At 60.8% G+C, this 23756-nt stretch carries 18 protein-coding genes; 13 read left to right on the top strand and 5 right to left on the bottom strand.

The genetic code is table 11. From position 1 onward, the window contains the following. Positions 1–891, bottom strand: a complete 891-nt coding sequence (locus JMV15_RS20435) for a LysR family transcriptional regulator (protein ID WP_020301375.1) — start codon at positions 889–891, stop codon at positions 1–3. A gap of 99 nt (positions 892–990) precedes the next feature. Between JMV15_RS20435 and JMV15_RS20430 the strand changes: the two genes are divergently transcribed. The 4 genes from JMV15_RS20430 (at position 991) to guaA (ending at position 5676) form a co-directional block, all read left to right on the top strand. Continuing rightward, complete coding sequence (locus JMV15_RS20430) at positions 991–1758, top strand: sulfite exporter TauE/SafE family protein (protein WP_201491882.1); 768 nt, start codon at positions 991–993, stop codon at positions 1756–1758. A gap of 137 nt (positions 1759–1895) precedes the next feature. Next, on the top strand, positions 1896–2444 hold the full coding sequence (locus tag JMV15_RS20425) for a hypothetical protein (protein ID WP_005791157.1): 549 nt from the start codon (positions 1896–1898) through the stop codon (positions 2442–2444). 104 nt (positions 2445–2548) lie between these two features. Further along, positions 2549–4018, top strand: coding sequence for an IMP dehydrogenase (gene guaB, locus JMV15_RS20420; protein WP_014719807.1), 1470 nt, complete (start codon positions 2549–2551; stop codon positions 4016–4018). Positions 4019–4098: 80 nt separating this feature from the next. Further along, positions 4099–5676 (top strand): glutamine-hydrolyzing GMP synthase, encoded by a 1578-nt coding sequence (gene guaA / locus JMV15_RS20415; protein ID WP_014719806.1) that lies wholly within the window; start codon positions 4099–4101, stop codon positions 5674–5676. Positions 5677–5817: 141 nt separating this feature from the next. On the opposite strand, the gene JMV15_RS20410 is transcribed toward guaA, so the two are convergent. Continuing rightward, positions 5818–6129, bottom strand: a complete 312-nt coding sequence (locus JMV15_RS20410; RefSeq protein ID WP_014719805.1) for a hypothetical protein — start codon at positions 6127–6129, stop codon at positions 5818–5820. Positions 6130–6258: 129 nt separating this feature from the next. After that, positions 6259–6963, bottom strand: a complete 705-nt coding sequence (gene treR / locus JMV15_RS20405; protein WP_014719804.1) for a trehalose operon repressor — start codon at positions 6961–6963, stop codon at positions 6259–6261. Positions 6964–7217: 254 nt separating this feature from the next. Here treR and treP point away from each other — a divergent pair, with 254 nt between their 5' ends. The 5 genes from treP to JMV15_RS20380 all read left to right on the top strand — a co-directional run bounded on the left by treP (position 7218) and on the right by JMV15_RS20380 (position 14803). Then, complete coding sequence (gene treP / locus JMV15_RS20400; RefSeq protein WP_014719803.1) at positions 7218–8660, top strand: PTS system trehalose-specific EIIBC component; 1443 nt, start codon at positions 7218–7220, stop codon at positions 8658–8660. A 122-nt stretch (positions 8661–8782) separates the two neighbouring features. Then, entirely contained in the window at positions 8783–10429 is a 1647-nt protein-coding gene (treC, locus tag JMV15_RS20395; protein WP_019817229.1) for an alpha,alpha-phosphotrehalase, read from the top strand. A gap of 165 nt (positions 10430–10594) precedes the next feature. Further along, a complete protein-coding gene (locus JMV15_RS20390) occupies positions 10595–11815 on the top strand; it encodes a maltoporin (protein WP_019817230.1) in 1221 nt (406 codons plus the stop codon). A 172-nt stretch (positions 11816–11987) separates the two neighbouring features. Then, positions 11988–14522 (top strand): phosphoenolpyruvate--protein phosphotransferase, encoded by a 2535-nt coding sequence (ptsP, locus tag JMV15_RS20385; protein ID WP_019817231.1) that lies wholly within the window; start codon positions 11988–11990, stop codon positions 14520–14522. A gap of 2 nt (positions 14523–14524) precedes the next feature. Next, positions 14525–14803 carry a PTS transporter subunit EIIB gene (locus JMV15_RS20380; protein ID WP_019817232.1) on the top strand — a complete coding sequence of 93 codons (279 nt, stop codon included), beginning with the start codon at positions 14525–14527 and terminating at the stop codon, positions 14801–14803. 136 nt (positions 14804–14939) lie between these two features. Here the strand turns inward: JMV15_RS20380 and mltF are convergent, their stop codons facing one another. After that, complete coding sequence (gene mltF / locus JMV15_RS20375) at positions 14940–16400, bottom strand: membrane-bound lytic murein transglycosylase MltF (RefSeq protein ID WP_014719798.1); 1461 nt, start codon at positions 16398–16400, stop codon at positions 14940–14942. 286 nt (positions 16401–16686) lie between these two features. On the opposite strand from mltF, the gene purL reads away from it, so the two are divergent. From purL to JMV15_RS20355, 4 genes are all read left to right on the top strand, one after another. Next, the gene (purL, locus tag JMV15_RS20370; RefSeq protein ID WP_038451418.1) at positions 16687–20583 is read left to right on the top strand and encodes a phosphoribosylformylglycinamidine synthase; all 3897 of its coding nucleotides are present in this window, start codon (positions 16687–16689) and stop codon (positions 20581–20583) included. 4 nt (positions 20584–20587) lie between these two features. After that, on the top strand, positions 20588–20899 hold the full coding sequence (locus JMV15_RS20365; protein ID WP_014719796.1) for an NIF3 1: 312 nt from the start codon (positions 20588–20590) through the stop codon (positions 20897–20899). Positions 20900–21374: 475 nt separating this feature from the next. Continuing rightward, a complete protein-coding gene (locus tag JMV15_RS20360) occupies positions 21375–21644 on the top strand; it encodes a DUF6124 family protein (protein ID WP_038451416.1) in 270 nt (89 codons plus the stop codon). A 32-nt stretch (positions 21645–21676) separates the two neighbouring features. Next, positions 21677–21925, top strand: a complete 249-nt coding sequence (locus JMV15_RS20355; protein ID WP_019817235.1) for a DUF6124 family protein — start codon at positions 21677–21679, stop codon at positions 21923–21925. Positions 21926–22050: 125 nt separating this feature from the next. On the opposite strand, the gene nagE is transcribed toward JMV15_RS20355, so the two are convergent. Next, positions 22051–23748, bottom strand: a complete 1698-nt coding sequence (nagE, locus tag JMV15_RS20350) for an N-acetylglucosamine-specific PTS transporter subunit IIBC (protein WP_014719794.1) — start codon at positions 23746–23748, stop codon at positions 22051–22053. Positions 23749–23756: the final 8 nt, after the last annotated feature.

The raw sequence follows: 23756 nt of genomic DNA, 5'->3' as shown, positions 1-23756 counted from the left end.
TTATAGGCATTCGTGCAGGGTTTGACAGAATTGCTCCACCAGCGGGCTCTGCACTTGCGCGCAGGCCAGGGCCACGGTGCTGTGGCAGTCCGGGTCGGCCAGGGGTAAAAAGTGCAGGTTGGCGGGGGCGATGTCCTGCATGGATTTTGGTAACAAGGCAATACCGAAACCGGCCTGGATCAATTGCAACTGCGTGGTCTTGCGCGACATCACCCGTGCGGCCTTGGGGAAAAAACCTGCACGCATGCACAATTCGGCCGACAGATAACTCAGCCCGCCGCGTTGGGGATGGGGGATCGAGATAAACGCTTGGTCCTTTAGCTGTGCCAACTCCACCGGCGCGTCGCTGCGTGCCAACGGATGATTCGGCGGCACCGCCAGCACCAACGGCTCCGTGTACAACGGCAGCACACGCACGCCGTCGCGCTGGCGCAGTACGGGCAAGCGTAGCAGGCCGACGTCCAGGCGACCCTCGGCGATATCCTCCAACTGAGCTTCGGAGGAGAGCTTGGCAATATCCACCGACACGCCCGGACAGCGCTCTAGCCAGTTGCTGATGCCGTGCAATAACGCGCCGCTCATCGGCACGGTGCTCGAGTGACTCAGGCGCAGCGTGCCAAGCTGGCCATTGCCTACGAGGGTCGCCACTTCGCTGGCCTTGAGCAACTCACTCAACAAATTGCGCGCCCGTGGGTAGAACGCTTCACCGGCCGCTGTGAGCCGCGGTTGGCGTGCGGTGCGTTCGAACAATGGGGTTTGAAGTTGATTTTCCAGTTCCTTGATCTGCCGGCTCAAGGCCGACTGCGCCACAAACAGGCGTTCGGCCGCGGCACTGAAGCTGCCGCTCTCGGCGATTTCGACGAAGTAACGCAGTTGCCGCGTGGAGATCACGAGTCATGCCTTTTTGAGATGAGTGGCTGGCTTTGAAGATATTAGTCGCAACAGTAGACAATGGCTAAAGTGAAGGCCATGTCCAACAAGGAATAACCCATGAGCCTGGTTGAGTTGATGAGTCAGTGGTCGTTCGGGGCTGTGGATTGGCTGGTGATCGGCCTGGGTGTGGTGCTGGCCTATGTGGTGTTTGGCATTGCCGGGTTCGGGACGGCCTTGGTCGCCGGGCCAATCCTGATTCTATTCATGCCGCTGTCGAAGATCATCCCGTTGCTGGTGCTGCTGGATTTTGTCGCGGCGTTTGGCGGCCTGCTGCAAGCGCGGCACGATGTGAACAAGCCGGAACTGTTGCGGTTGCTGCCCTGCATGGCCATCGGCTGCAGCCTGGGCGTGGGGTTTTTGCTCAACTTGCATTCGGACTTGTTGCTGTTGTTGATGGGGCTGTTTATCAGTGCCTACGCGATTTACAGCCTGGCGGTGAAAGCGCGGCCGACTCAATTGGCGGCGGGCTGGTCGATTCCCATGGGCACTGTGGGTGGCCTGTTTGGTGCGCTATTTGGTAGTGGCGGCTTTTTATATGCGATTTACCTTAACAGCCGTTTACCCAAAGACGAGGCGCGGGCCACGCAAAGCGCGCTGATCAGTTGCAGCACGGTCGTGCGTTTGAGTTTGTTCCTGATTGCCGGGGTGTATGCAGATTTGCCGTTATCGATGTTGGCGGTTTGTCTGTTGCCGGCGATGGCCCTGGGGCTGTGGTGTGGGCGCAGGCTGACGATGCGGCTGTCCCGGGAGGCGTTCGTGCGGTTGGTGACCTGGTTGGTATTGGCCAGTGGTATTGCGTTGATCGGGCGGTATGTGAGTACTTGACCTGATTTTTTCAGGGATTAAGCTGCCGTCCTCCCGGGCGTCATCGCGGGCAAGCCCGGCTCCCACATTGGAATGCGATCAACTGTGGGAGCCGGGCTTGCCCGCGATGGCGCCAATAGCCACACCGCAGGACTCCCATGAACTCCCAAAGCATCCTTGTCCCGAAAATCTCCACCTTGCCCGTCCACGAACCCCGCGCCCGGGCGATTGTGCGCTGGCTGGTGCGCAAGAACATCATCAAGGAAGAACTCACCACTTGCGGGCGTACCGGCAACCGCATGGGCTACGCCCTGGCCGATGGCGCCCGCGCCGTGGTGCTGCACCCCGAGGCGCTGCCGTTCAACGAGCCGGTCAATGGCCTGGAGATCATCTACAAGCGTTGCATCTATACCCCGGCCAAGGGGTTTCTTGAAGAAGCCGGTTGCCCGGAATGCCTGAAGGAAGTTGGTGAGGCGCTGTTCGAAAGCCTGGAAGACTGGATGCCTGGCCACACCGACAACTTCACCTGCCCGCTGTGTGGGCATGAAGATGACATCAACGGTTTTCTGTTCCTGCAGGAATGCGGGTTTTCCAACCTGGGGTTCATCTTCAACAACTGGGCGGAGGCGGGGTTCAAGCAGAGCTTTATCGACGAATTTGCCGATTGGTTGGACCAGAAAATGAGCTGGGTCAAAGTCGAGCTTTAATCCATCTATCAGTATTACCAAGTTTGTCAGAGTTTTACATTGAGCCGGGCAGGGTGCATGTATATAATGGCGCGCTTCCATTTTCCCGCTCGGGAGCCCCCGCGATGCTGCGTATCAGCCAAGAAGCTCTGACATTCGACGACATTCTCCTAGTGCCCGGTTATTCCGAGGTGCTTCCTAACGAAGTCAGTCTCAAGACCCGCCTAACCCGTGGCATCGAGCTGAATATTCCCCTGGTTTCCGCTGCCATGGACACCGTCACCGAAGCCCGTCTGGCCATTGCCATGGCTCAGGAAGGCGGCATCGGCATCATCCACAAGAACATGACCATCGAGCAGCAAGCTGCCGAAGTGCGCAAGGTCAAGCGTTACGAAGCCGGCGTGGTGAAAGATCCGATCACCATCGAAGCTGACGCCACCGTGCGTGACCTGTTCGAACTCACGCGTATGCACAACATCTCCGGCGTCCCGGTGCTGCACGATGGCGACCTGGTCGGCATCGTCACTTCCCGTGACGTGCGTTTCGAGAACCGCCTTGAAGTCACCGTCCGTGAAGTGATGACGCCTAAAGAGCGCCTCGTCACCGTCAAGGAAGGCGCCGACAAGAACGATGTGCGCGAACTGCTGCACAAGCACCGCATCGAGCGCGTGCTGATCGTCGACGACAAATTCGCCCTCAAAGGCATGATGACCGTCAACGACATCGAAAAAGCCAAGGCTTACCCGCTGGCCAGCAAGGATGACCAAGGTCGTCTGCGTGTTGGCGCTGCCGTCGGTACCGGTAAAGACACTGGTGATCGGGTCTCGGCCCTGGTCGCCGCCGGTGTTGACGTGGTAGTGGTCGACACCGCCCACGGCCACTCCAAAGGCGTGATTGACCGCGTGCGTTGGGTCAAGCAGAACTTCCCTGACGTGCAGGTGATCGGCGGCAACATCGCCACCGGCGCTGCCGCCAAGGCCCTGGCCGAAGCGGGCGCCGACGCAGTCAAGGTCGGTATCGGCCCAGGTTCCATCTGCACCACGCGCATCGTTGCCGGTGTGGGCGTGCCGCAGATCAGCGCCATCGCCAACGTCGCCGCCGCCCTTGAAGGCACGGGCGTACCCTTGATCGCCGACGGCGGCATCCGGTTCTCCGGTGACCTGTCCAAGGCCATCGTCGCCGGTGCCTCCTGCGTGATGATGGGCTCGATGTTCGCAGGTACCGAAGAAGCGCCGGGCGAGATCGAACTGTTCCAGGGTCGTTCGTACAAGGCTTACCGTGGCATGGGTTCGCTGGGCGCCATGTCCCAGGCGCAAGGTTCTTCCGACCGTTACTTCCAGGACTCCTCGGCAGGCGCCGAGAAGCTCGTACCGGAAGGCATCGAAGGCCGTGTGCCGTACAAAGGCACCCTGAGCGCGATCATCCATCAACTGATGGGCGGCCTGCGTTCCTCGATGGGCTACACCGGCAGTGCCGACATCGAAGAAATGCGCACCAAGCCAGAGTTCGTGCGGATCACCGGCGCCGGCATGGCTGAATCCCATGTCCACGACGTGCAGATCACCAAGGAAGCGCCAAACTACCGTGTAGGTTGAGCCTTCCAGCAAAATGTTAAGTAACCGGGGCTGTTCTTCAGCCCCGAGTTGTTTCTGATTCATTAGACGAGACTGACTTCATGGCCCTCGACATTCACGCCCACCGCATCCTGATCCTCGACTTCGGTTCCCAGTACACCCAACTGATCGCCCGCCGCGTGCGTGAAATCGGCGTGTACTGCGAACTGCACCCGTTCGACATGGACGATGAAGCGATCCGCGAATTCGCACCCAAAGGCGTCATTCTCGCCGGTGGCCCCGAGTCCGTTCACGAAGCCAACAGCCCGCGCTGCCCGCAGGCGGTATTCGACCTGGGCGTGCCGGTGTTCGGCATCTGCTACGGCATGCAGACCATGGCCGAGCAACTGGGCGGCAAGGTTGAAGGTTCCGAGTTGCGTGAATTCGGTTATGCCCGTGTAGACGTGGTCGGCAAGAGCCGCCTGCTGGACGGCATCGAAGACCACATCGACGCCGACGGCCTGTTCGGCCTCGACGTGTGGATGAGCCACGGTGACAAGGTCACCAAAATGCCGGAAGACTTCCACATCCTGGCAAGCACCCCGAGCTGCCCGATTGCCGGCATGTTCAGCGACGAGCGTCGCTACTACGGCGTGCAATTCCACCCGGAAGTGACCCACACCAAGCAAGGCGGGCGCATCCTGTCGCGTTTCATCCTCGACATCTGCGAGTGTGAAGCCCTGTGGACCCCGTCGAAAATTGCTGAAGATGCCATCGCCCAAGTGCGCGCCCAGGTCGGCACTGACAACGTATTGCTTGGCCTGTCCGGCGGCGTTGACTCCTCGGTTGTAGCGGCACTGCTGCACAAGGCCATCGGCGACCAACTGACCTGCGTGTTTGTCGACAACGGCCTGCTGCGCCTGCACGAAGGTGAGCAAGTGATGGCCATGTTCGCCGAGAACATGGGCGTCAAGGTGATCCGCGCCAACGCTGAGGACCAGTTCCTCAACAACCTGGCCGGCGAGTCCGACCCGGAGAAGAAGCGCAAGATCATCGGCCGCACCTTCATCGACGTGTTCGATGCCGAGTCCAACAAACTGGACAACATCAAGTACCTCGCCCAGGGCACCATCTACCCCGACGTGATCGAATCGGCCGGCGCCAAAAGCGGCAAGGCCCACGTGATCAAGTCCCACCACAACGTGGGTGGCCTGCCTGAGGAAATGAACCTCAAGCTGGTAGAACCGCTGCGCGAACTGTTCAAGGACGAAGTCCGCCGTCTGGGCCTGGAACTGGGCCTGCCGTACGACATGGTCTACCGCCACCCATTCCCAGGCCCGGGCCTGGGTGTGCGTATCCTGGGTGAAGTGAAGAAGGAATACGCCGACCTGCTTCGCCGCGCCGACCACATCTTCATCGAAGAACTGCGCAAGGCCGACTGGTACCACAAGGTCAGCCAGGCGTTCGTGGTGTTCCAGCCGGTGAAATCGGTGGGCGTTGTCGGCGATGGTCGTCGTTACGCATGGGTTGTTGCGCTGCGCGCCGTAGAGACCATCGACTTCATGACAGCGCGTTGGGCACACCTGCCTTACGAACTGCTGGAGACGGTCAGCGGCCGTATCATCAATGAGATCGAAGGTATCTCCCGCGTGACGTATGACGTGTCGAGCAAGCCGCCGGCGACGATTGAGTGGGAGTGATGGGACGTCCGGCATTGCCGGGCCCCCACTAGAAAGAAATACCCTGGAGCCCGCGTAATTGCGGGCTTTTGGCTTTTTGGGTCTGGCAAATTCTGGCAGCCTTGTGCATCGCCAAGTACCTTGTGTCTTTTCGCTGACGGATTACCGGCGGCCTTCGCAAACGGGTGATTCGCCGATGCGGCCTTCCTTGCAAAGGTCAATGTTATCTGTGCGCTTGAAACCTGCGTCTTTCATGCAATAAAACCGCGTGAGCACCTGGTCAATCGGGGTTCTGTCGCCCGTCCCTATCAGGTTGGTATAGCCGCATGCGGTCATGGCGTGTTTGACGTCCTCTTCAGACACCCCGATCTTCTTCCAATTGGTAAATTCCGGCGGCGGTGGTTGAAAGCCTCTGCCGGTGCAGCCGATCAATAGCAACGCGTACATACTCGACACCAGGCTCTTCCTGAACATCGTATTCTCTCCCTTGGTTTGACTCGAATAATGTGTACGGCGTCTGCGCAACAGTTAATGCAGTCACTACGAAGAAGGTTTTTCGTGAAGGGTATTTTTCGTGGTGTCAGTGGGTTTCACGGCTTACGCTTACCGCCGCGCTATATCCGAAAAATAAAACTTATCCAACGTATGCCGCGACTCGGTGTACTCGAACTGCGTTCCATCCTGCAAGAACGTCTGGTTACTCACCACAATCACATGGCTTTGCCCATCCAGATCCAGATGCGCCTGGTCGTCCTTGCTGCGCGGCAGGGCTTCGATGGTGCGCTGTGCATAGCTGATCTGCAGCTCCAGCGTTTGCTCTATAAACGCGTAGATGGACTGCTCGGCAATCGAGCGGTCCAGGCCGGGGAGCAGGTCGGCGACGAAGTGGTTGATGTCGAGAATCACCCGCTTGCCGCCGATACGGCGTACCCGTTTGATGCGGGTGATCAGTGTGCCCGGCTCGGCTTCGATGTGTTGTAGCAGAGAACCTTCCAGCGGGAATTGGGTGAACTCGACGACGTCAGTACGTACGTCATCGCCCAGGTCGGCGTGGGTTTCGTGGAAGCTGACGATGCCGCCCAGTTGGAACTCGATCGGGTTGGGCGATAACACAAAGGTGCCCTTGCCGTGGATCTTTTGCGCAAAGCCACGTTCCTGCAACTGCTCGATGGCGCGCCGTACGGTGCCACGGCTGGCCTGGTAGGCGTCCATCAGTTCGGTTTCGGAGGGAAGGCGCGTACCGCGTTGCAGGCGCTCGGTGGTGATGCTGGCAAGCAGATCCGTATAGATCTGGTTGTATTTGCTCATGGGATGGCTCTTGCCCGGCGTTATGAAGGTGGACTGCGCGTTCAAGGCAGGAACCATAGTGGCAGAGGTGGGGTTTGTCCATTGGACAGCGGTGCGAGCCGGGGAAAAATCTGACAGAAAGCTCGCAGGCATAAACAAAAGTGTAACTCGTACAGACGAGTTGTTGATTTAACTCGTACAGACGAGTACTTTTCCCTCCTCGGCGTGCTGCCAACGACTGCCACCCATAAAAACAATCACAGTGGAAAACGAGCATGAGCCACGACTATTCAACGATTGCCCGCGAGATTCTCGACAACCTCGGGGGCCGCGAAAACCTTGAGCAGGCCGCCCATTGCGTGACCCGCCTGCGCCTGGCGCTCAAGGACCCCAGCCTGGTCAACAGCAGTGCCCTGAACCAGGTCGATCTGGTCAAGGGCTCGTTCTTTACCGGTGGCCTGTTCCAGGTGGTGATCGGCCCCGGCGAAGTGGAAAAGGTCTACGCCGCCCTGCGCGAGCTGACCGGCCTGGCCGCGTCGACCATTGCCGACGTCAAGAAAGCCGGCGGCGACAAGACCAACCCCATGCAGCGTCTGGTGCGGGTGTTCTCCGATGTGTTCATGCCGATCCTGCCCGCGCTGATCATTGCCGGCCTGTTGATGGGCGTGAACAACCTGATGGGCGCCAAGGGCATGTTCATCGAAGGCAAGACGCTGCTGGAGGCCTACCCGAACCTGGATGGTCTGTGGAGCCTGATCAACCTGATGGCCAACACCTCCTTCGTGTTCCTGCCGGCACTGGTGGGCTGGTCGGCGGCCAAGCGGTTCGGCGGCAGTGAAATCCTCGGCATCGTGCTGGGCCTGATGCTGGTGCACCCGGACCTGCTCAACGCCTGGAACTACGGCAAGGCGGTTGCCGGCCTCGACGGCCAGAGCCTGCCGTACTTCGATATCTTCGGCTGGTTCCAGATCGAGAAAGTCGGTTACCAGGGGCAGATCCTGCCGATCCTGATGGCGGCCTTTGTCATGAGCGTGATCGAAAAGTGGCTGCGGGCGCGGGTGCCGAATGCCATTCAACTGCTGGTGGTGCCGATCACCACTATCGTCGTCACCGGCGTGCTGGCCCTGGCGATTATCGGCCCGGTGACCCGTCACCTTGGCATCCTGATCACCGAAGGTTTGGTGACCCTGTTCGAGATCGCCCCGATGATCGGCGGCGCGATTTTCGGCCTGCTCTATGCGCCGCTGGTAATCACCGGCATGCACCACATGTTCCTCGCCGTCGACCTGCAGTTGATCTCCACTCAGGGCGGCACCTTTATCTGGCCGATGATCGTCATGTCCAACCTGGCCCAGGGCAGCGCCGCGCTCGGGGTGTTCTACATGACCCGCAATGCTCGGGACAAAAGCATGGCCTCCACCTCGGCGATTTCCGCTTACTTCGGCATCACGGAGCCGGCGATGTTCGGGGTGAACCTGCGCTTCAAATTTCCGTTCTATGCCGCGCTGCTGGGCTCGGCGCTGGGCAGCATTTTCCTGTCGTTGAACAAGGTGCAGGCCTCGGCCATCGGCGTCGGCGGGTTGCCCGGGTTTATCTCGATCGTGCCGAGCGCGATTCCGATGTTCGTGATCGGCATGGTCGTGGCGATGGTCGTGCCGTTTGCGCTGACGTGCATGTTGAGCATGAAGATCGTTCGGCCTGGTTACCGGGTCGCCTGAAGATCGCTATCGCAGGCAAGCCAGCTCCCACAGTGATGTGTGAACACATTCAAGTGTGGGAGCTGGCTTGCCTGCGATGAGGCCAGAAGGGCCAGCACCCAACTCTACTGAAGGAGCCCACCATGCAAACCTGGCAACACTCGGTGATCTACCAGATCTACCCCAAAAGCTTCCACAGCCACGCGGGTAACGCCACCGGTGACCTGTTGGGCATCGTGGACAAACTCGACTACCTCAAATGGCTGGGCGTGGATTGCCTGTGGGTCACCCCGTTCCTGCGTTCGCCCCAGCGCGACAACGGCTACGACATCAGCGACTACTACGCCATCGACCCCAGCTACGGCACTATGGCCGACTGCGACCTGCTGATCAGCGAAGCCGCCAAGCGTGGTATCAAGCTGATGCTCGATATCGTGGTCAACCACACCTCCATCGAACACGAATGGTTCCAGCAGGCGCGCAGCAGCCTCGACAATCCCTATCGTGACTTCTACATCTGGCGCGACCAGCCGAACAACTGGGAATCCAAGTTCGGCGGCTCGGCCTGGGAGTACGAAGCGCAGACTGGCCAGTACTACCTGCATCTGTTCGACCATACACAGGCCGACCTCAATTGGGACAACCCCCAGGTGCGCGCCGAAGTGTTCAAGATGATGCGCTTCTGGCGCGACAAAGGCGTGGGCGGCTTCCGCCTGGATGTGATCAACCTGATCTCCAAGCCCGCCGACTTCCCCGAGGACAACAGCGACGGCCGCCGCTTCTACACCGACGGCCCGAACGTGCACCAATACTTGCAGCAAATGCACCGTGAAGTCTTTGAAGGCCATGACCTTATCAACGTGGGCGAGATGTCATCCACCCGCCTGGAACACTGCATTCGCTACTCGAATCCAGCGTCTAAAGAACTGTCGATGACCTTCAACTTCCACCACCTGAAAGTCGATTACCCCAACCTGCAAAAGTGGGTGAAGGCTGACTTCGACTTCCTGCAACTCAAGCAGATTTTCTCCGACTGGCAGATGGGCATGCAGGCCGGCGGCGGCTGGAACGCGTTGTTCTGGTGTAACCACGACCAGCCACGGGTGGTCTCGCGCTTTGGTGACGACGGCCAATACCGCGTGGTCTCGGCCAAGATGCTCGCCACGGCGCTGCACTTTCTGCAGGGCACGCCGTATGTGTATCAGGGCGAAGAGTTGGGTATGACCAATCCAGGCTTCGACAGCATCTCGCAATACCGCGATGTGGAAACCCTGAACATCTTCCGGCTCAAGCGCGACGCGGGAGAGTCCGAAGCCTCGAGCATGGCGGCGATCATGCAGAAGTCCCGCGATAACGGGCGTACGCCCATGCAGTGGAGCACCGAAGCGAACGCGGGGTTCAGCCGCGGTGAACCCTGGATCGGCATTCCCGCGAATGCTGCGCAGATCAACGTCGCAAGCCAGGTGGATGACACGGATTCGGTGCTGCATCACTACCGCAGGCTGATCGATCTGCGCCGTCGCGAACCGCTGATACAGCAAGGCGTTTACCGCCCGATGCTGCAAGACCATCGCCAGGTCTGGGCGTACCTGCGTGAAGGCCACGGCGAGCGCCTTTTGGTACTCAACAACTTCTATGGATCGCCATGCGAGATCCAGCTGCCAGAAGGCGTGATCAACGCCGAGAGCGAGCAACGCCTGTTGATCAGCAACTACCCCGACTGCCCCCTGCGCACGAGCACTGTGCTGTTACGTCCTTATGAATCCTTCGTGCTGCACCTGACTGATTGAAACACCCCCTGTAGGAGCGAGCTTGCTCGCGAAGATCGTCAACGAAAACGCGCCCCTCCAGGTGTTGCGTGGAGGCAGGAAGTTTTTCGCGAGCAAGCTCGCTCCTACAGGGATCGCGTCATGCAAGACAGTAAGAAAAAACAATAAAAATAAAAGGAGCGTTTCATGAAAACAACAATAAAGCTGGGCCTTATTGCCTCCTGCCTCACGGTGCCTTTTGGCGCGCAAGCCCTGGAGTTTGCCGGGTATTTGCGCAGCGGCGTGGGCACGTCAACGGGCAGCGGCAAGCAGCAATGTTTCCAACTGCCGGGTGCGCAAACCAAATACCGCCTGGGTAACGAATGCGAGCAGTACGCCGAGCTGGAACTGCGTCAGGATTTGCTGACCCTCGACGACGGTTCTGTGTTCAGCGTCGATGCCATGGCGTCCCTCTACAACCGGTACGACCGCGCCCTGAAGTTCCAGGGTGAAAACAACGGCTCGGCGCGCATGCCGCAGATGTATGCGCAATGGTCCAACCTGCCCAGTCTCAATGGCGGTTCGCTGTGGGCCGGGCGGCGTTACTACAAACGTAACGACATCCATATTTCCGACTTCTACTACTGGAACCAGAGCGCCACCGGTGGTGGGATCGAGGACGTGTTGATCGGCGGCTTGAAATACAGCTACGCCCTGTCGCGCAAGGACAACCTGTACCAGAAGGAATACGCCACCCGTCACGACTTCAACGTCGCAGGTTTCAAGACCAACCCCGGTGGCGAACTGGAACTTGGCTTGAGCTACATCGCCAAGGCCGGTGGGCGTGACACCAACAGTGGCTGGGCGCTGACGGCGCAGCATGTACAAGCGGCTTTCCTGGGAGGCAAGAACAAGTTTGCCCTGCAGTACGGCGAAGGCCCTGGCACCGGCCTGGGTTACACCGGCAATACCACGTTGGACAAAAGCAGCAAAAGTTACCGCGCCGTGGAGTTCTTTGATTGGCAAGTGACTCCGCGTTTCGGCGGGCAAGTCGAGGCGGTGTACCAGAAAGATGTGCGCCCTGGGCGTCAGGATCAGAACTGGATGTCCCTGGGTGTACGCCCGGCGTATGCGCTCAGCGAGCAATTCAAACTGGTCACTGAGCTGGGGCACGATCAGGTCGAGGCCACCGGCGGTACGCGCAAATTGAGCAAATTTACCTTCGCCCCGACCTGGTCGCCCAAAGGCCCTGAGTTCTGGGCGCGGCCGGAAGTACGGCTGTATTACACCTATGCGTCCTGGAATAAAGCGGCCAAGCGTGCGGCCAATGAGCTGGCGGCGGGCTCGGCTTTGTCCGACACCGGCGCCTATGGCACGGCGCGGCATGGGTCGAACGTCGGTGTGCAGGTCGAATATTGGTGGAAGTAATCCGCGCTTGTGTGGGAGCGGGCTTGCTCGCGAATGCAGTAGGTCAGTCAATGAATGTGTCGCCTGATACACCGCTTTTCGCGAGCAAGCCCGCTCCCACCTTTGATCTTCGTCATCCTCAACCTTGCATCGACTCAATGATTTTTAAAGAACAACACAAACAGGTGAAGTCATGACCACATCTCAACCCCTGGAACTGCTGGCACCCTTGTCCGGGGTTTTGCTGGCGCTGGATCAGGTCCCCGACCCGGTATTTTCCGGCCGCGTGATTGGCGATGGCCTGTGCATCGACCCCACTTCGCAGACCCTCTGCGCGCCGTTGGCCGGGGTGGTCAGCAACATTCAGGACAGCGGCCACGCCGTCAGCGTCACCGCCGATAACGGTGTGCAGATATTGCTGCATATTGGCCTGGACACGGTGAACCTGGCGGGCCAGGGCTTCACCCGGCTGGTCGAGGAGGGCCAGCGGGTGGAGGCCGGGCAGCCGCTGATCGAATTCGATGCCGACTATGTGGCGCTCAATGCACGTAGCCTGCTGACGTTGATGCTCATTGTAAGCGGCGAGCCGTTTGTGCCGTTGGTGGCCGGTCAGGCGCTGGTCGAGTCCGGCCAGCCACTGTTGCAGGTCTCACCGGGGCAGATACCCGCAGAGGTGGACGAGGAGGAGGGCAATGCGCTGTTCTCCAAGCCAGTAACCCTGCCCAACGCCAGCGGCTTGCACGCCCGCCCTGCGGCGGTGTTTGCTCAGGCGGCGAAGGGGTTCAGTTCAAGCATATTTCTGCACAAGCAAACCCTGAGCGCGAATGCCAAGTCGCTTGTGGCGATCATGGCGCTGCAGACCTCCCAGGGCGACAGCGTGCAAGTGAGCGCGGCGGGGGAAGATGCCGAGGCGGCGATCCAGGCGCTGGTGGCGTTGTTGCTCGACGGCTGTGGCGAGACGCTGCCGGTAGCCGTCGAGAAAATCAGCAAGCCCGCTGCGTCGGCGTCTTCGGCGTCCGTGTTGCGAGGCGTCTGTGCGTCGCCGGGCTCGGCGTTCGGCCAGGTGGTCCAGGTGGCTGAACCGACGCTCGACATTCCCGAAGCCGGTGCGGGAGAAACCTTCGAACGTACCGCATTGGCCCGTGGCCTGCGGGCGGCAAACGAGGCGCTGCAAGCGTTGCAGGCCAAGGCGGCCGGCAGCGCCCAGGCCGAGATTTTCCGCGCCCACCAGGAACTGCTCGAAGACCCGACCCTGCTTGAACAAGCTCATAGCCTGCTGGCCGAAGGCAAGAGCGCGGCCTTTGCCTGGAATACGGCCACGGTGGCGACCGCCAGGCTCTTCGAAGGCTTGGGTAAAACGCTGCTGGCTGAGCGTGCGGCGGATTTGGCCGACGTCGGCCAGCGCGTGCTCAAGTTGATCCTGGGGGTGCCGGAGCGTTCCATGGAGCTGCCGGAGTGCGCCATTCTGGTCGCCGAACAACTGACCCCCTCACAAACCGCCGGCCTGGATACCAGCAAAGTGCTGGGCTTCGTCACGGTCGCCGGTGGGGCTACCAGCCACGTGGCCATCCTCGCCCGGGCCCTCGGCCTGCCATCCCTTTGCGGTGTACCCAGTCAAGTATTGGCCTTGGCCAACGGCAAGCGGGTACTGCTCAATGCCGATAAAGGCGAGCTGCAGCTGGAGCCGAATCTGGCTGAAATCGAGCAACTGCAGGCGGTTCGTCAACAGCAAAAGCTACGGCTGCAGCGTGAAGTGGCACAGGCCTCACAGGCGGCGGTCACCCGCGACGGTCACCACATCGAGGTCACAGCCAACGTCGCCTCATTGCAGGAAGTGGAACAGTCACTGACCCTGGGCGCTGAAGGCGTGGGGCTGCTGCGTTCGGAGTTCCTCTACCTGGAACGCAACCGTGCCCCGAGCGCAGAGGAGCAGGCCGACACCTACAGCGCCATCGCCCGCGCCCTCGGCACCGAGCGCAATCTGGTGGTGCGTACCCTGGATGTGGGCGGCGATAAACCCTTGGCCTATGTACCGATGGAAAGCGAGACCAACCCATTCCTTGGCCTGCGCGGGATCCGCCTGTGCCTGGAACGTCCCGAACTGTTGCGTGAACAGTTGCGTGCGATTCTTGCCAGTGCAGGTTTGGCGCGGCTGCATATCATGTTGCCGATGGTCAGCCTGCTGTCGGAGCTGCATCTGGCGCGCAAAATGCTTGATGAGGAAGCGCAGACGCTTGGCCTGAGTGAACTCCCCAAGCTGGGCATCATGATCGAAGTGCCGAGTGCGGCGTTGATGGCGGATGTGTTTGCGCCCCATGTGGATTTCTTCTCCATCGGCACCAACGACCTCACCCAATACACCCTGGCCATGGACCGCGATCACCCGCGCCTGGCCAGCCAGGCCGACAGTTTTCATCCGGCGGTGCTGCGGCTGATCGACATGACCGTCAAGGCGGCCCATGCCCACGGCAAGTGGGTGGGCGTATGTGGTGCGCTGGCGTCCGAAACCCTGGCGGTGCCGGTGTTGATCGGCCTGGGCGTGGATGAGCTGTCGGTCAGCGTGCCGCTGATCCCCACCATCAAGGCCACCGTGCGCGAGTTGGACCTGCACGACTGCCAGATCATTGCCCGCCAAGTGCTGGGCCTGGAAGAAGCCGACCAAGTGCGCGAGGCCCTGCGCCTGTACCACGCGGCCACCGTTGAAACCTCACCTGTCATGGAGCACTGAACATGTTCGAGAAATTGCAGCGGGCGTTCTGGAAAGCCCTGACGCCTGATTTGGTGGCCGAGACGGTCACGCCGACGACGCCGAGCCTGTTGTCGGCCGATGTGGTGAGTGCATTGGGCGGGGAGGGGAACGTCACGTCACAGCAGCGCGTGGCACTCACGCGGGTGCGCGTGCAATTGCGCGAGGCGGGGCGTTTGGATGAGTCGGCGTTGAAGGCCGCGGGTATACCCGCCGTGATGGTACTGCCGGGCGGCGTGCTCCACCTGCTCACCAGCCTATAAGGCGACGATGATCAAATGTGGGAGCCGGGCTTGCCCGCGATAGCGGTGTGTCAGGCGCCGAATACCTTGACTGTCAGGCCGCCATCGCGGGCAAGCCCGGCTCCCACAGAGATTTGCTGTGTGCGGGCTGTCGTGATCAGAGTTGCGGGGTGTCTTGCGGTGGCTTGGTCTTGTCCACGCCCGGCACATGCAGGTTGCCTTCCACCACCTGGTTACCCTCCAGCTGCGGCTGGGTCACCCAGGTGAGGATGTCGTAGTAACGCCGGATGTTCGCCACAAAATGCACCGGCTCGCCGCCGCGGGCGTAGCCGTAGCGGGTCTTGCTGTACCACTGCTTCTGCGACAGGCGTGGCAGCATCTTCTTCACGTCCAGCCACTTGTTCGGGTTTAGGCCTTCTTTTTTCGCCAGGAGGCGTGCGTCGTCCAGGTGGCCGGTGCCCACGTTATAGGCGGCGAGGGCGAACCAGGTGCGGTCGGGCTCGGCGATCTTGTCGTCCAGCTCATCCTTGATTCTGGCCAGGTACTTGGCGCCGCCCATGATGCTCTGCTTGGGGTCCAGGCGGTTGGACACGCCCATGGCTTGCGCGGTGTTCTGGGTCAGCATCATCAGGCCGCGCACGCCGGTCTTGGAGGTGACCGTGGGTTGCCACAGCGATTCCTGATAACCAATGGCTGCCAGCAGCCGCCAATCGACTTTCTCGGCCTTGGCATACGCACGAAAGTGTTTCTCATACTTGGGCAGGCGTTGTTGCAGGTGCTGGGCAAAGGTATAGGCGCCGACATAGCCGAGTACATCGACGTGCCCGTAGTAGCGGTCCTTCAGGCGTTGCAAGGTGCCATTCTTCTCGACCTTGTCCAGGTAACTGTTGATCTCGTTGAGCAGGCTGTTGTCGTCGCCTGCTGCCACGGCCCAGCTTTGATTGCTGGCATTGCCGAGGTCGAAGGCCACGCGCACGTTGGGGAAGTACACCTGGTTCATGGCCACTTCGTTGGAGTCCACCAGGGTCAGGTCGATTTGCCCTTCGTCGACCATGCGCAGCAAATCCACCACCTCAACGGCATCGGATTCTTCGTATTCAATCGCCGGGTTCTGTTTTTTCAGCGCCGCCAGTTGTTCAGCGTGGGTGCTGCCCTTGAGCACCATGATCTTCTTGCCCACCAGGTCGGCGGCATTGGTGGGACGCGATTGGCCGTTGCGGTAGATAATCTGTGGGGTGACTTCAAGGTACGGGTGGGAGAAGCGCACCTGCTGCTGGCGCTGGTCGCTGCTCACCAGGCCGGCGGCGGCGAGTACCGGGCCATTGGGTTTGCCCAGCCGGCTGAACAGGTCGTCGAGGTTGTCGGCCGTCTCGATTTCCAACTTCACCCCCAGGTCGTCGGCAAAGCGCTTGACCAGTTCGTATTCGAAGCCGGTCTCACCGTTGCGATCCTGGAAATACGTAGCGGGACTGTTGCGAGTGACCACCCGCAATACGCCATCCTCCTTGATTCGCTCCAGTGTGCTGGGTTTATCAACACAGGCACTGAGCATCAGGAAGAGCAAGGTGGCGATGAGCCATTTGACGCATCGCAGGCGCGAAACAGTTGGGAAGAACATCTGCGCAGTATACGCAAACGGCTCACGGCGCCATATCTCGACAGCGGCGCACTTGTCTGCTAGCCAGCGTAAAACTGTGCTGCAGCCCGCAGAAACGGGGCTTGGCGAGTGATTGTGACGGTTAAAATAACTGCGCCCAATACCCTGCATCACGCCGTGATCGCAGGCAAAGCGTGCCAACTGACGTTCGGCGGCGGCCACCGGTAGCGTTTCGGGTGCCGTTGGCGAAGGTTTACGCTAGAATGCACGGCCTCAAAGCACACCCCTTCCCGAGGCTGTCCCGAAGATGTTGATCCTGCGCGGCGCTCCTGCCCTTTCTGCCTTTCGCCACAGCAAACTCCTTGAGCAACTGAGCCAGAAGGTTCCAGCTGTTACAGGCCTGTACGCTGAATTTGCTCACTTCGCCGACGTAACCGGCGTCTTGACCGCCGACGAACAGCAAGTGCTGGCACGCCTTCTGAAGTACGGCCCAAGCGTTCCCGTTCAAGAGCCGACTGGCCGCTTGTTCCTGGTTCTGCCACGGTTCGGCACCATCTCGCCCTGGTCGAGCAAGGCCAGCGACATCGCCCGCAACTGCGGCCTGGACAAAATCCAGCGCCTGGAGCGTGGGATCGCCTTCTACGTCGCCGGGCAGTTCAGCGACGCCGAGGCCGAGCTGATCGCCAGCAGCCTGCATGACCGCATGACCCAGATCATCGTCAGCCAGCTGGAACAGGCTGCCGGCCTGTTCAGCCATGCCGAACCCAAGCCGCTCACCGCGATTGACGTGCTCGGCGGTGGCCGCGCCGCCCTCGAGAAGGCCAACACCGAACTGGGCCTGGCCCTGGCCGAAGACGAGATCGACTATCTGGTCAACGCCTTCACCGGCTTGAAGCGCAACCCCCACGACATCGAACTGATGATGTTCGCCCAGGCCAACTCCGAGCACTGCCGTCACAAGATCTTCAACGCCAGTTGGGACATCGACGGCCAAAGCCAGGAAAAAAGCCTGTTCGGCATGATCAAGAATACCTACGTGATGCACAGCGAAGGCGTTCTGTCGGCTTATAAGGACAACGCCTCGGTCATCGTCGGCTCCGTCGCCGGTCGCTTCTTCCCGGACCCGGAAACCCGCCAGTACGGCGCGGTGCAGGAGCCGGTGCACATCCTGATGAAGGTTGAAACCCACAACCACCCGACCGCGATTGCCCCGTTCCCGGGCGCAGCCACCGGTTCAGGTGGCGAAATCCGTGACGAAGGCGCCACCGGCCGTGGTGCCAAGCCCAAGGCGGGCCTCACCGGTTTCACCGTGTCCAACCTGCAGATCCCGGGCTTTGAACAGCCGTGGGAAGTGCCGTATGGCAAGCCTGAGCGCATCGTCACCGCGCTGGACATCATGATCGAAGGCCCGCTGGGCGGCGCCGCGTTCAACAACGAATTCGGGCGCCCGGCGCTCACCGGTTACTTCCGGACCTTCGAGCAGTCCATCACCACCCCGCGTGGCGATGAAGTGCGCGGCTACCACAAGCCGATCATGTTGGCCGGCGGCATGGGCAACATCCGTGAAGAACACGTCAAGAAAGGCGAGATTCTGGTCGGCTCCAAGCTGATCGTGCTCGGCGGCCCGGCGATGCTGATCGGCCTGGGCGGCGGTGCGGCCTCTTCCATGGCCACCGGCACCAGCTCGGCAGATCTGGACTTTGCTTCCGTACAGCGCGAAAACCCTGAGATGGAACGCCGTTGCCAGGAAGTCATCGACCGTTGCTGGCAGTTGGGTGACAAGAACCCGATCAGCTTCATCCACGACGTCGGCGCTGGCGGTTTGTCCAACGCCTTCCCGGAACTGGTCAACGATGGCGACCGTGGTGGCCGTTTCGAGCTGCGCAACATTCCAAACGACGAGCCGGGCATGGCCCCGCACGAAATCTGGAGTAACGAATCCCAGGAACGCTACGTACTGGCCGTCGGTCCTGAAGACTTCGCACGCTTCCAGGCCATCTGCGAACGCGAGCGTTGCCCGTTTGCCGTGGTCGGCGAAGCCACTGCCGAGCCGCAACTGACCGTCACCGACAGCCACTTCGGCAACAGCCCCGTGGACATGCCGTTGGAAGTGCTGCTGGGCAAGGCCCCGCGCATGCACCGTTCGGCCAACCGTGAAGCTGAACTGGGCGATGATTTCGACCCAAGCACGCTGGACCTGGCCAACAGCATCGAACGCGTGCTGCACCATCCGGCCGTGGCGAGCAAAAGCTTCCTGATCACCATCGGCGACCGCACCATCACCGGCCTGGTTGCCCGTGACCAAATGGTCGGCCCATGGCAGGTGCCGGTGGCCGACGTTGCCGTCACCGCCACCAGCTTCGACGTGTACACCGGTGAAGCCATGGCCATGGGCGAGCGCACGCCGCTGGCCCTGCTGGACGCTCCGGCGTCGGGCCGCATGGCCATTGGTGAAACCCTCACCAACATCGCTGCCTCGCGTATCGGCAAGCTGTCCGACATCAAACTGTCGGCCAACTGGATGTCCGCTGCCGGCCACCCGGGTGAAGATGCGCGCCTGTACGACACGGTTAAAGCCGTCGGCATGGAGCTGTGCCCGGAACTGGGTATCACCATTCCGGTGGGCAAGGACTCCATGTCCATGGCCACCCGTTGGAACGAAGACGGCACCGACAAGAGCGTCACGTCGCCGCTGTCGTTGATCGTTACCGGTTTCGCGCCGGTCACCGACATCCGCCAGACCCTGACCCCGCAACTGCGCATGGACAAGGGCACCACCGACCTGATCCTGATCGACCTGGGCCGTGGCCAGAACCGCATGGGCGCCTCGATCCTGGCGCAAACCCACGGCAAGCTCGGCAAGCAGGCCCCGGACGTCGACGACGCCGAAGACCTCAAGGCCTTCTTCGCCGTGATCCAGGGCCTGAACGCCGACGGCCACCTGTTGGCTTACCACGACCGTTCCGACGGTGGTTTGCTGACCAGCGTTGTCGAAATGGCCTTCGCCGGTCACTGCGGCTTGAACATCGTGCTCGACAGCGTTGCCGAGGATGCTGCCGAAATCAACGGCATCCTGTTCAACGAAGAGTTGGGTGCGGTGATCCAGGTGCGCCAGGACGCTACCCCAGACGTGCTCGCGCAGTTCAGCGCCGCTGGCCTGGCCGAGTGCGTGGCGGTGATTGGCCAGCCGATCAACAACGGCGAAGTCAATATCTCCTTCAACGGCGACACGGTCTTTACCGGTCAGCGTCGTTTGCTGCAACGCCAGTGGGCCGAGACCAGCTATCAGATCCAGTGTCTGCGCGACAACGCCGACTGCGCCGAGCAGGAATTCGACGTGATCCTGGAAGAAGACAACCCGGGCCTGAGCACCATGCTCAGCTTCGACGTCAACCAGGACATCGCAGCGCCTTACATCAAGAAGGGCATTCGCCCACAGGTTGCCGTACTGCGTGAGCAAGGCGTCAACGGTCAGGTGGAAATGGCGGCGGCGTTCGACCGCGCCGGCTTCAATGCGATCGACGTGCACATGAGCGATATCCTCGCTGGTCGCGTTGACCTCAATGAGTTCAAAGGCCTGGTGGCCTGCGGTGGTTTCTCCTACGGCGACGTGCTGGGTGCCGGTGAAGGCTGGGCCAAGTCGGCCCTGTTCAACAGCCGTGCCCGCGATGCGTTCCAGGGCTTCTTCGAACGCAACGACAGCTTCACCCTGGGTGTGTGCAACGGTTGCCAGATGATGTCCAACCTCAGCGAACTGATCCCGGGCAGCGAGTTCTGGCCGCACTTTGTGCGTAACCGTTCCGAGCAGTTCGAAGCCCGTGTCGCCATGGTGCAGGTGCAGGAGTCCAACTCGATCTTCCTGCAGGGCATGGCCGGTTCGCGTATGCCAATCGCCATCGCCCACGGTGAAGGCCACGCCGAATTCAGCAGCGAAGAAGCGCTGCTTGAAGCCGACCTGTCCGGCACCGTGGCCCTGCGTTTCGTCGACAACCACGGCAAGGTCACCGAGAGCTACCCGGCCAACCCGAACGGCTCGCCGCGCGGGATCACCGGCCTTACCAGCCGCGACGGCCGCGTGACCATCATGATGCCGCACCCGGAGCGCGTGTTCCGCGCCGTGCAAAACTCGTGGCGCCCGGAAGAGTGGAACGAAGACGGCGCCTGGATGCGCATGTTCCGCAACGCTCGCGTGTGGGTGAACTAAGGCCGTGTACAAGCTCGCCTTCTTCGTACCCGACAGCCATGTGGAGACGGTAAAAACCGCCGTCTTCGCAGCCGGCGGCGGGCGCATCGGCGACTACGACAGCTGCGCCTGGCAAGTGCTGGGCCAGGGCCAATTCCGCGCGTTGGACGGCAGCCAGCCGTTTATCGGGCAGGTCGGCCAGGTTGAAGTGGTTGAAGAGTGGAAGGTTGAGCTGGTGGTGGCGGATGAGTTGATTGCGGCTGTCGTGGCTGCTTTGAAACTCAGTCACCCGTATGAGACACCGGCGTATGAGGTGTGGCAGTTGGCGGATTTTTGATTCGTGGGCTGTATAAACAAGAAACCCGCTGGGCCAGTTTGGTCAGCGGGTTTTTTGTTGGCTGTGAAGGCCTCATCGCGGGCAAGCCCGGCTCCCACAGTTTGATCGTGTTGTCCTGTCATGCATCAACCCACTGTGGGAGCTGGCTTGCCTGCGATGGCGCCGGTGCAGGCGCCTCAGAACTTTCCGACAAGCCTTTCAGGTTGTCCCTCGGAACGGGTACCACTGACCTTCGTCAGTCGCTGCCAATTCAGCGACCGGGACTGCAAGCCCGCCGAAACCTCACCAGTTAGTCACAAGCGCCTTTATAATTGCGGCGCTTTTTCATGGTCGCCATTTATGGCGGCTGTGTGCGGGAGACCTTCGGGTCTACCGAGACTTGCTGGTGATTCTCGGTCTTGCAGGCCCGCACACAGCTGCCACCCATCATCTGCAAGTGATGCTGGTAGTTCTTACTTCACACCAGAGGTTTACCATGATCAAAGACAGCCCAAATCCCCCATCTGATTCCCAGCCCACCGACCAAATCTTCACCATCCTAACCAACCTGAACAGCGAAACCCTGCTCGCCAACGCCTCCCAAGACCTGGCATCCGTGCAGGCACTGGCGGGTCAACTGGCTTTTGATGTCGACGGCCCCCTGCGTGATGCAGTGCTGGGGATTCATCGGATGGAGGAAGGGATCCAGTTGATGGTGGATCGGGTGCTGGATCTTCACGAAGTGTCAGCAGCCACGGCTAACTGATCGTTCCCACGCTCCGCGTGGGAATGCATCCTGTGACGCTCAGCGTCACCCTTGCGCAGGGCGGGACGCAGAGCGTCCGAGGCGGCATTCCCACGCAGAGCGTGGGAACGATCGGTCGAGGCCTGGCATCCGTGCAGGCACTGGCGGGTCAACTGGCTTTTGATGTCGACGGCCCCCTGCGTGATGCAGTGCTGGGGATTCATCGGATGGTGGAAGGGATCCAGTTGATGGTGGATCGGGTGCTGGATCTTCACGAAGTGTCAGCAGCCACGGCTAACTGATCGTAACTGATCGTTCCCACGCTCCGCGTGGGAATGCATCCTGTGACGCTCAGCGTCACCCTTGCGCAGGGCGTGACGCAGAGCGTCCGGGGCGGCATTCCCACGCAGAGCGTGGGAACGATCGGTCAGGCGTTGATAGGGCGGGTAACCAACCGCTCCAAAGCCTCACCCAAACCTAAAGCCTTGTCACCAATCAACAAGTGCCAAACCCCGCTATCCAGCTGGCTCACACCCTTGCAACCCAGCGCAGTGAGGTCCGCTTCAGACAGCACCGAATCATCCCCCAACTCCACCCGCAACCGGGTCATCGCTACCGCTTCCAGTTGGCGCACATTCTCTCGGCCGCCCAGGGCATTCAGCCACTTTTCGGCCTCGTGTACATTCACCGCCACCGGCTTATCCACAGGCGCAACCGCTACAGGCGTTGCGGCAACAAACCCCGGCATCGCCAAGCGAATCTCATCAGCAATGCTATCGGCCATCGGCCCAACCACCACCTGCAAACTGCCGCCGTTACCCGGGCGCACTACAGCCATGGCACCCAGCGCTTTCAGTTCAGCATCCACCGCCTTGTTGCGATCCACCATGTCCAAGCGCAGGCGCGTAGTGCAAGCGCCGACACTGAGCAGGTTCTGCGCACCACCCAACGCCTGGATATAAGCCGTCGCACGCTGGTTGTCACTCATCGCTTCGGCCTGCACCACCTGGATATCTTCACGCCCCGGTGTCTTCAGGTTGAAGCGGCGGATGCAGTAGCTGAACACCGTGTAGTAGATCACCGAGTAGGCCAGGCCCACCGGTACCACCAGCCAGCCATTGGTGGACTTGCCCCAGCCCAGCACCATGTCGATAAAACCACCGGAGAAGGTAAAGCCGAGGTGGATATTCAGCATATTGGTCACGGCCATCGACAGGCCGGTCAGCAGCGCATGCAGCAAGTAGAGGAACGGTGCGAGGAACATGAAGGCGAATTCAATCGGCTCGGTCACCCCGGTCAGGAACGAGGTCAGCGCCATCGAGAGGAAGATCCCGCCCATGACCTTGCGCCGCTCCGGCAACGCGTTGCGGTACATCGCCAGGCACGCCGCCGGCAGGCCGAACAGCATCACCGGGAACATACCGGTCATGAACTGGCCGCCTTTCGGGTCGCCGGCGAAGTAGCGGGTCAGGTCGCCGGTCACCACCGCGCCGGTTGTCGGGTCGGTAAACGTGCCGAACACGAACCACGCCATATTGTTGAGGATGTGGTGCAAGCCAGTGACGATCAGCAGGCGGTTGAATACGCCGAATACGAACGCACCCAGACTGCCGCTTTCCATCAGCAATACGCCGAAGCTGTTGATGCCGTGCTGGATCGGCGGCCAGATCAGGCCAAAGATTACGCCCAGGCCCACCGCCGAAAAGCCGGTGACAATCGGTACAAAGCGTCGTCCGCCAAAGAACGCCAGGTACTCCGGCAGCTTGATGTCTTTGAAGCGGTTATACAGCGCGCCCGCCATCAGGCCGCTGGCGATACCGGCGAGCATGCCCATGTTGATGGACGTGTCCATCACCTTGAGTGTGGAGATCATCACCAGGTAGCCAATCGCCCCGGCCAGGCCGGCGGTGCCGTTGTTGTCGCGAGCAAAACCCACGGCAATGCCGATGGCGAAGATCAGCGCCAGGTTGGCGAAGATCGCCTGCCCGGCATCGTGCATCACCGCGATGTTGAGCAAGTCGGTGTCGCCCAGGCGCAGCAGCAAGCCGGCGATTGGCAGGATCGCAATCGGCAGCATCAGTGCGCGGCCCAGGCGTTGCAGGCCTTCGATAAAGTGTTGGTACATGGCGTGTC

This window comes from Pseudomonas paracarnis, from assembly GCF_904063055.1.
Taxonomy (GTDB): domain Bacteria; phylum Pseudomonadota; class Gammaproteobacteria; order Pseudomonadales; family Pseudomonadaceae; genus Aquipseudomonas; species Aquipseudomonas paracarnis.
This window is presented reverse-complemented; position numbering and strand designations above follow the sequence as displayed.

Excerpts from the sequence above, each read along its gene's own strand:
- JMV15_RS20430 (WP_201491882.1), top strand. The coding sequence starts at position 991 with ATGAGCCTGGTTGAGTTGATGAGTCAGTGGTCGTTCGGGGCTGTGGAT.
- JMV15_RS20425 (WP_005791157.1), top strand. The coding sequence starts at position 1,896 with ATGAACTCCCAAAGCATCCTTGTCCCGAAAATCTCCACCTTGCCCGTC.
- guaB (WP_014719807.1), top strand. The coding sequence starts at position 2,549 with ATGCTGCGTATCAGCCAAGAAGCTCTGACATTCGACGACATTCTCCTA.
- guaA (WP_014719806.1), top strand. The coding sequence starts at position 4,099 with ATGGCCCTCGACATTCACGCCCACCGCATCCTGATCCTCGACTTCGGT.
- JMV15_RS20410 (WP_014719805.1), bottom strand. The coding sequence starts at position 6,129 with ATGTTCAGGAAGAGCCTGGTGTCGAGTATGTACGCGTTGCTATTGATC.
- treR (WP_014719804.1), bottom strand. The coding sequence starts at position 6,963 with ATGAGCAAATACAACCAGATCTATACGGATCTGCTTGCCAGCATCACC.
- treP (WP_014719803.1), top strand. The coding sequence starts at position 7,218 with ATGAGCCACGACTATTCAACGATTGCCCGCGAGATTCTCGACAACCTC.
- treC (WP_019817229.1), top strand. The coding sequence starts at position 8,783 with ATGCAAACCTGGCAACACTCGGTGATCTACCAGATCTACCCCAAAAGC.
- JMV15_RS20390 (WP_019817230.1), top strand. The coding sequence starts at position 10,595 with ATGAAAACAACAATAAAGCTGGGCCTTATTGCCTCCTGCCTCACGGTG.
- ptsP (WP_019817231.1), top strand. The coding sequence starts at position 11,988 with ATGACCACATCTCAACCCCTGGAACTGCTGGCACCCTTGTCCGGGGTT.
- JMV15_RS20380 (WP_019817232.1), top strand. The coding sequence starts at position 14,525 with ATGTTCGAGAAATTGCAGCGGGCGTTCTGGAAAGCCCTGACGCCTGAT.
- mltF (WP_014719798.1), bottom strand. The coding sequence starts at position 16,400 with ATGTTCTTCCCAACTGTTTCGCGCCTGCGATGCGTCAAATGGCTCATC.
- purL (WP_038451418.1), top strand. The coding sequence starts at position 16,687 with ATGTTGATCCTGCGCGGCGCTCCTGCCCTTTCTGCCTTTCGCCACAGC.
- JMV15_RS20360 (WP_038451416.1), top strand. The coding sequence starts at position 21,375 with ATGATCAAAGACAGCCCAAATCCCCCATCTGATTCCCAGCCCACCGAC.
- nagE (WP_014719794.1), bottom strand. The coding sequence starts at position 23,748 with ATGTACCAACACTTTATCGAAGGCCTGCAACGCCTGGGCCGCGCACTG.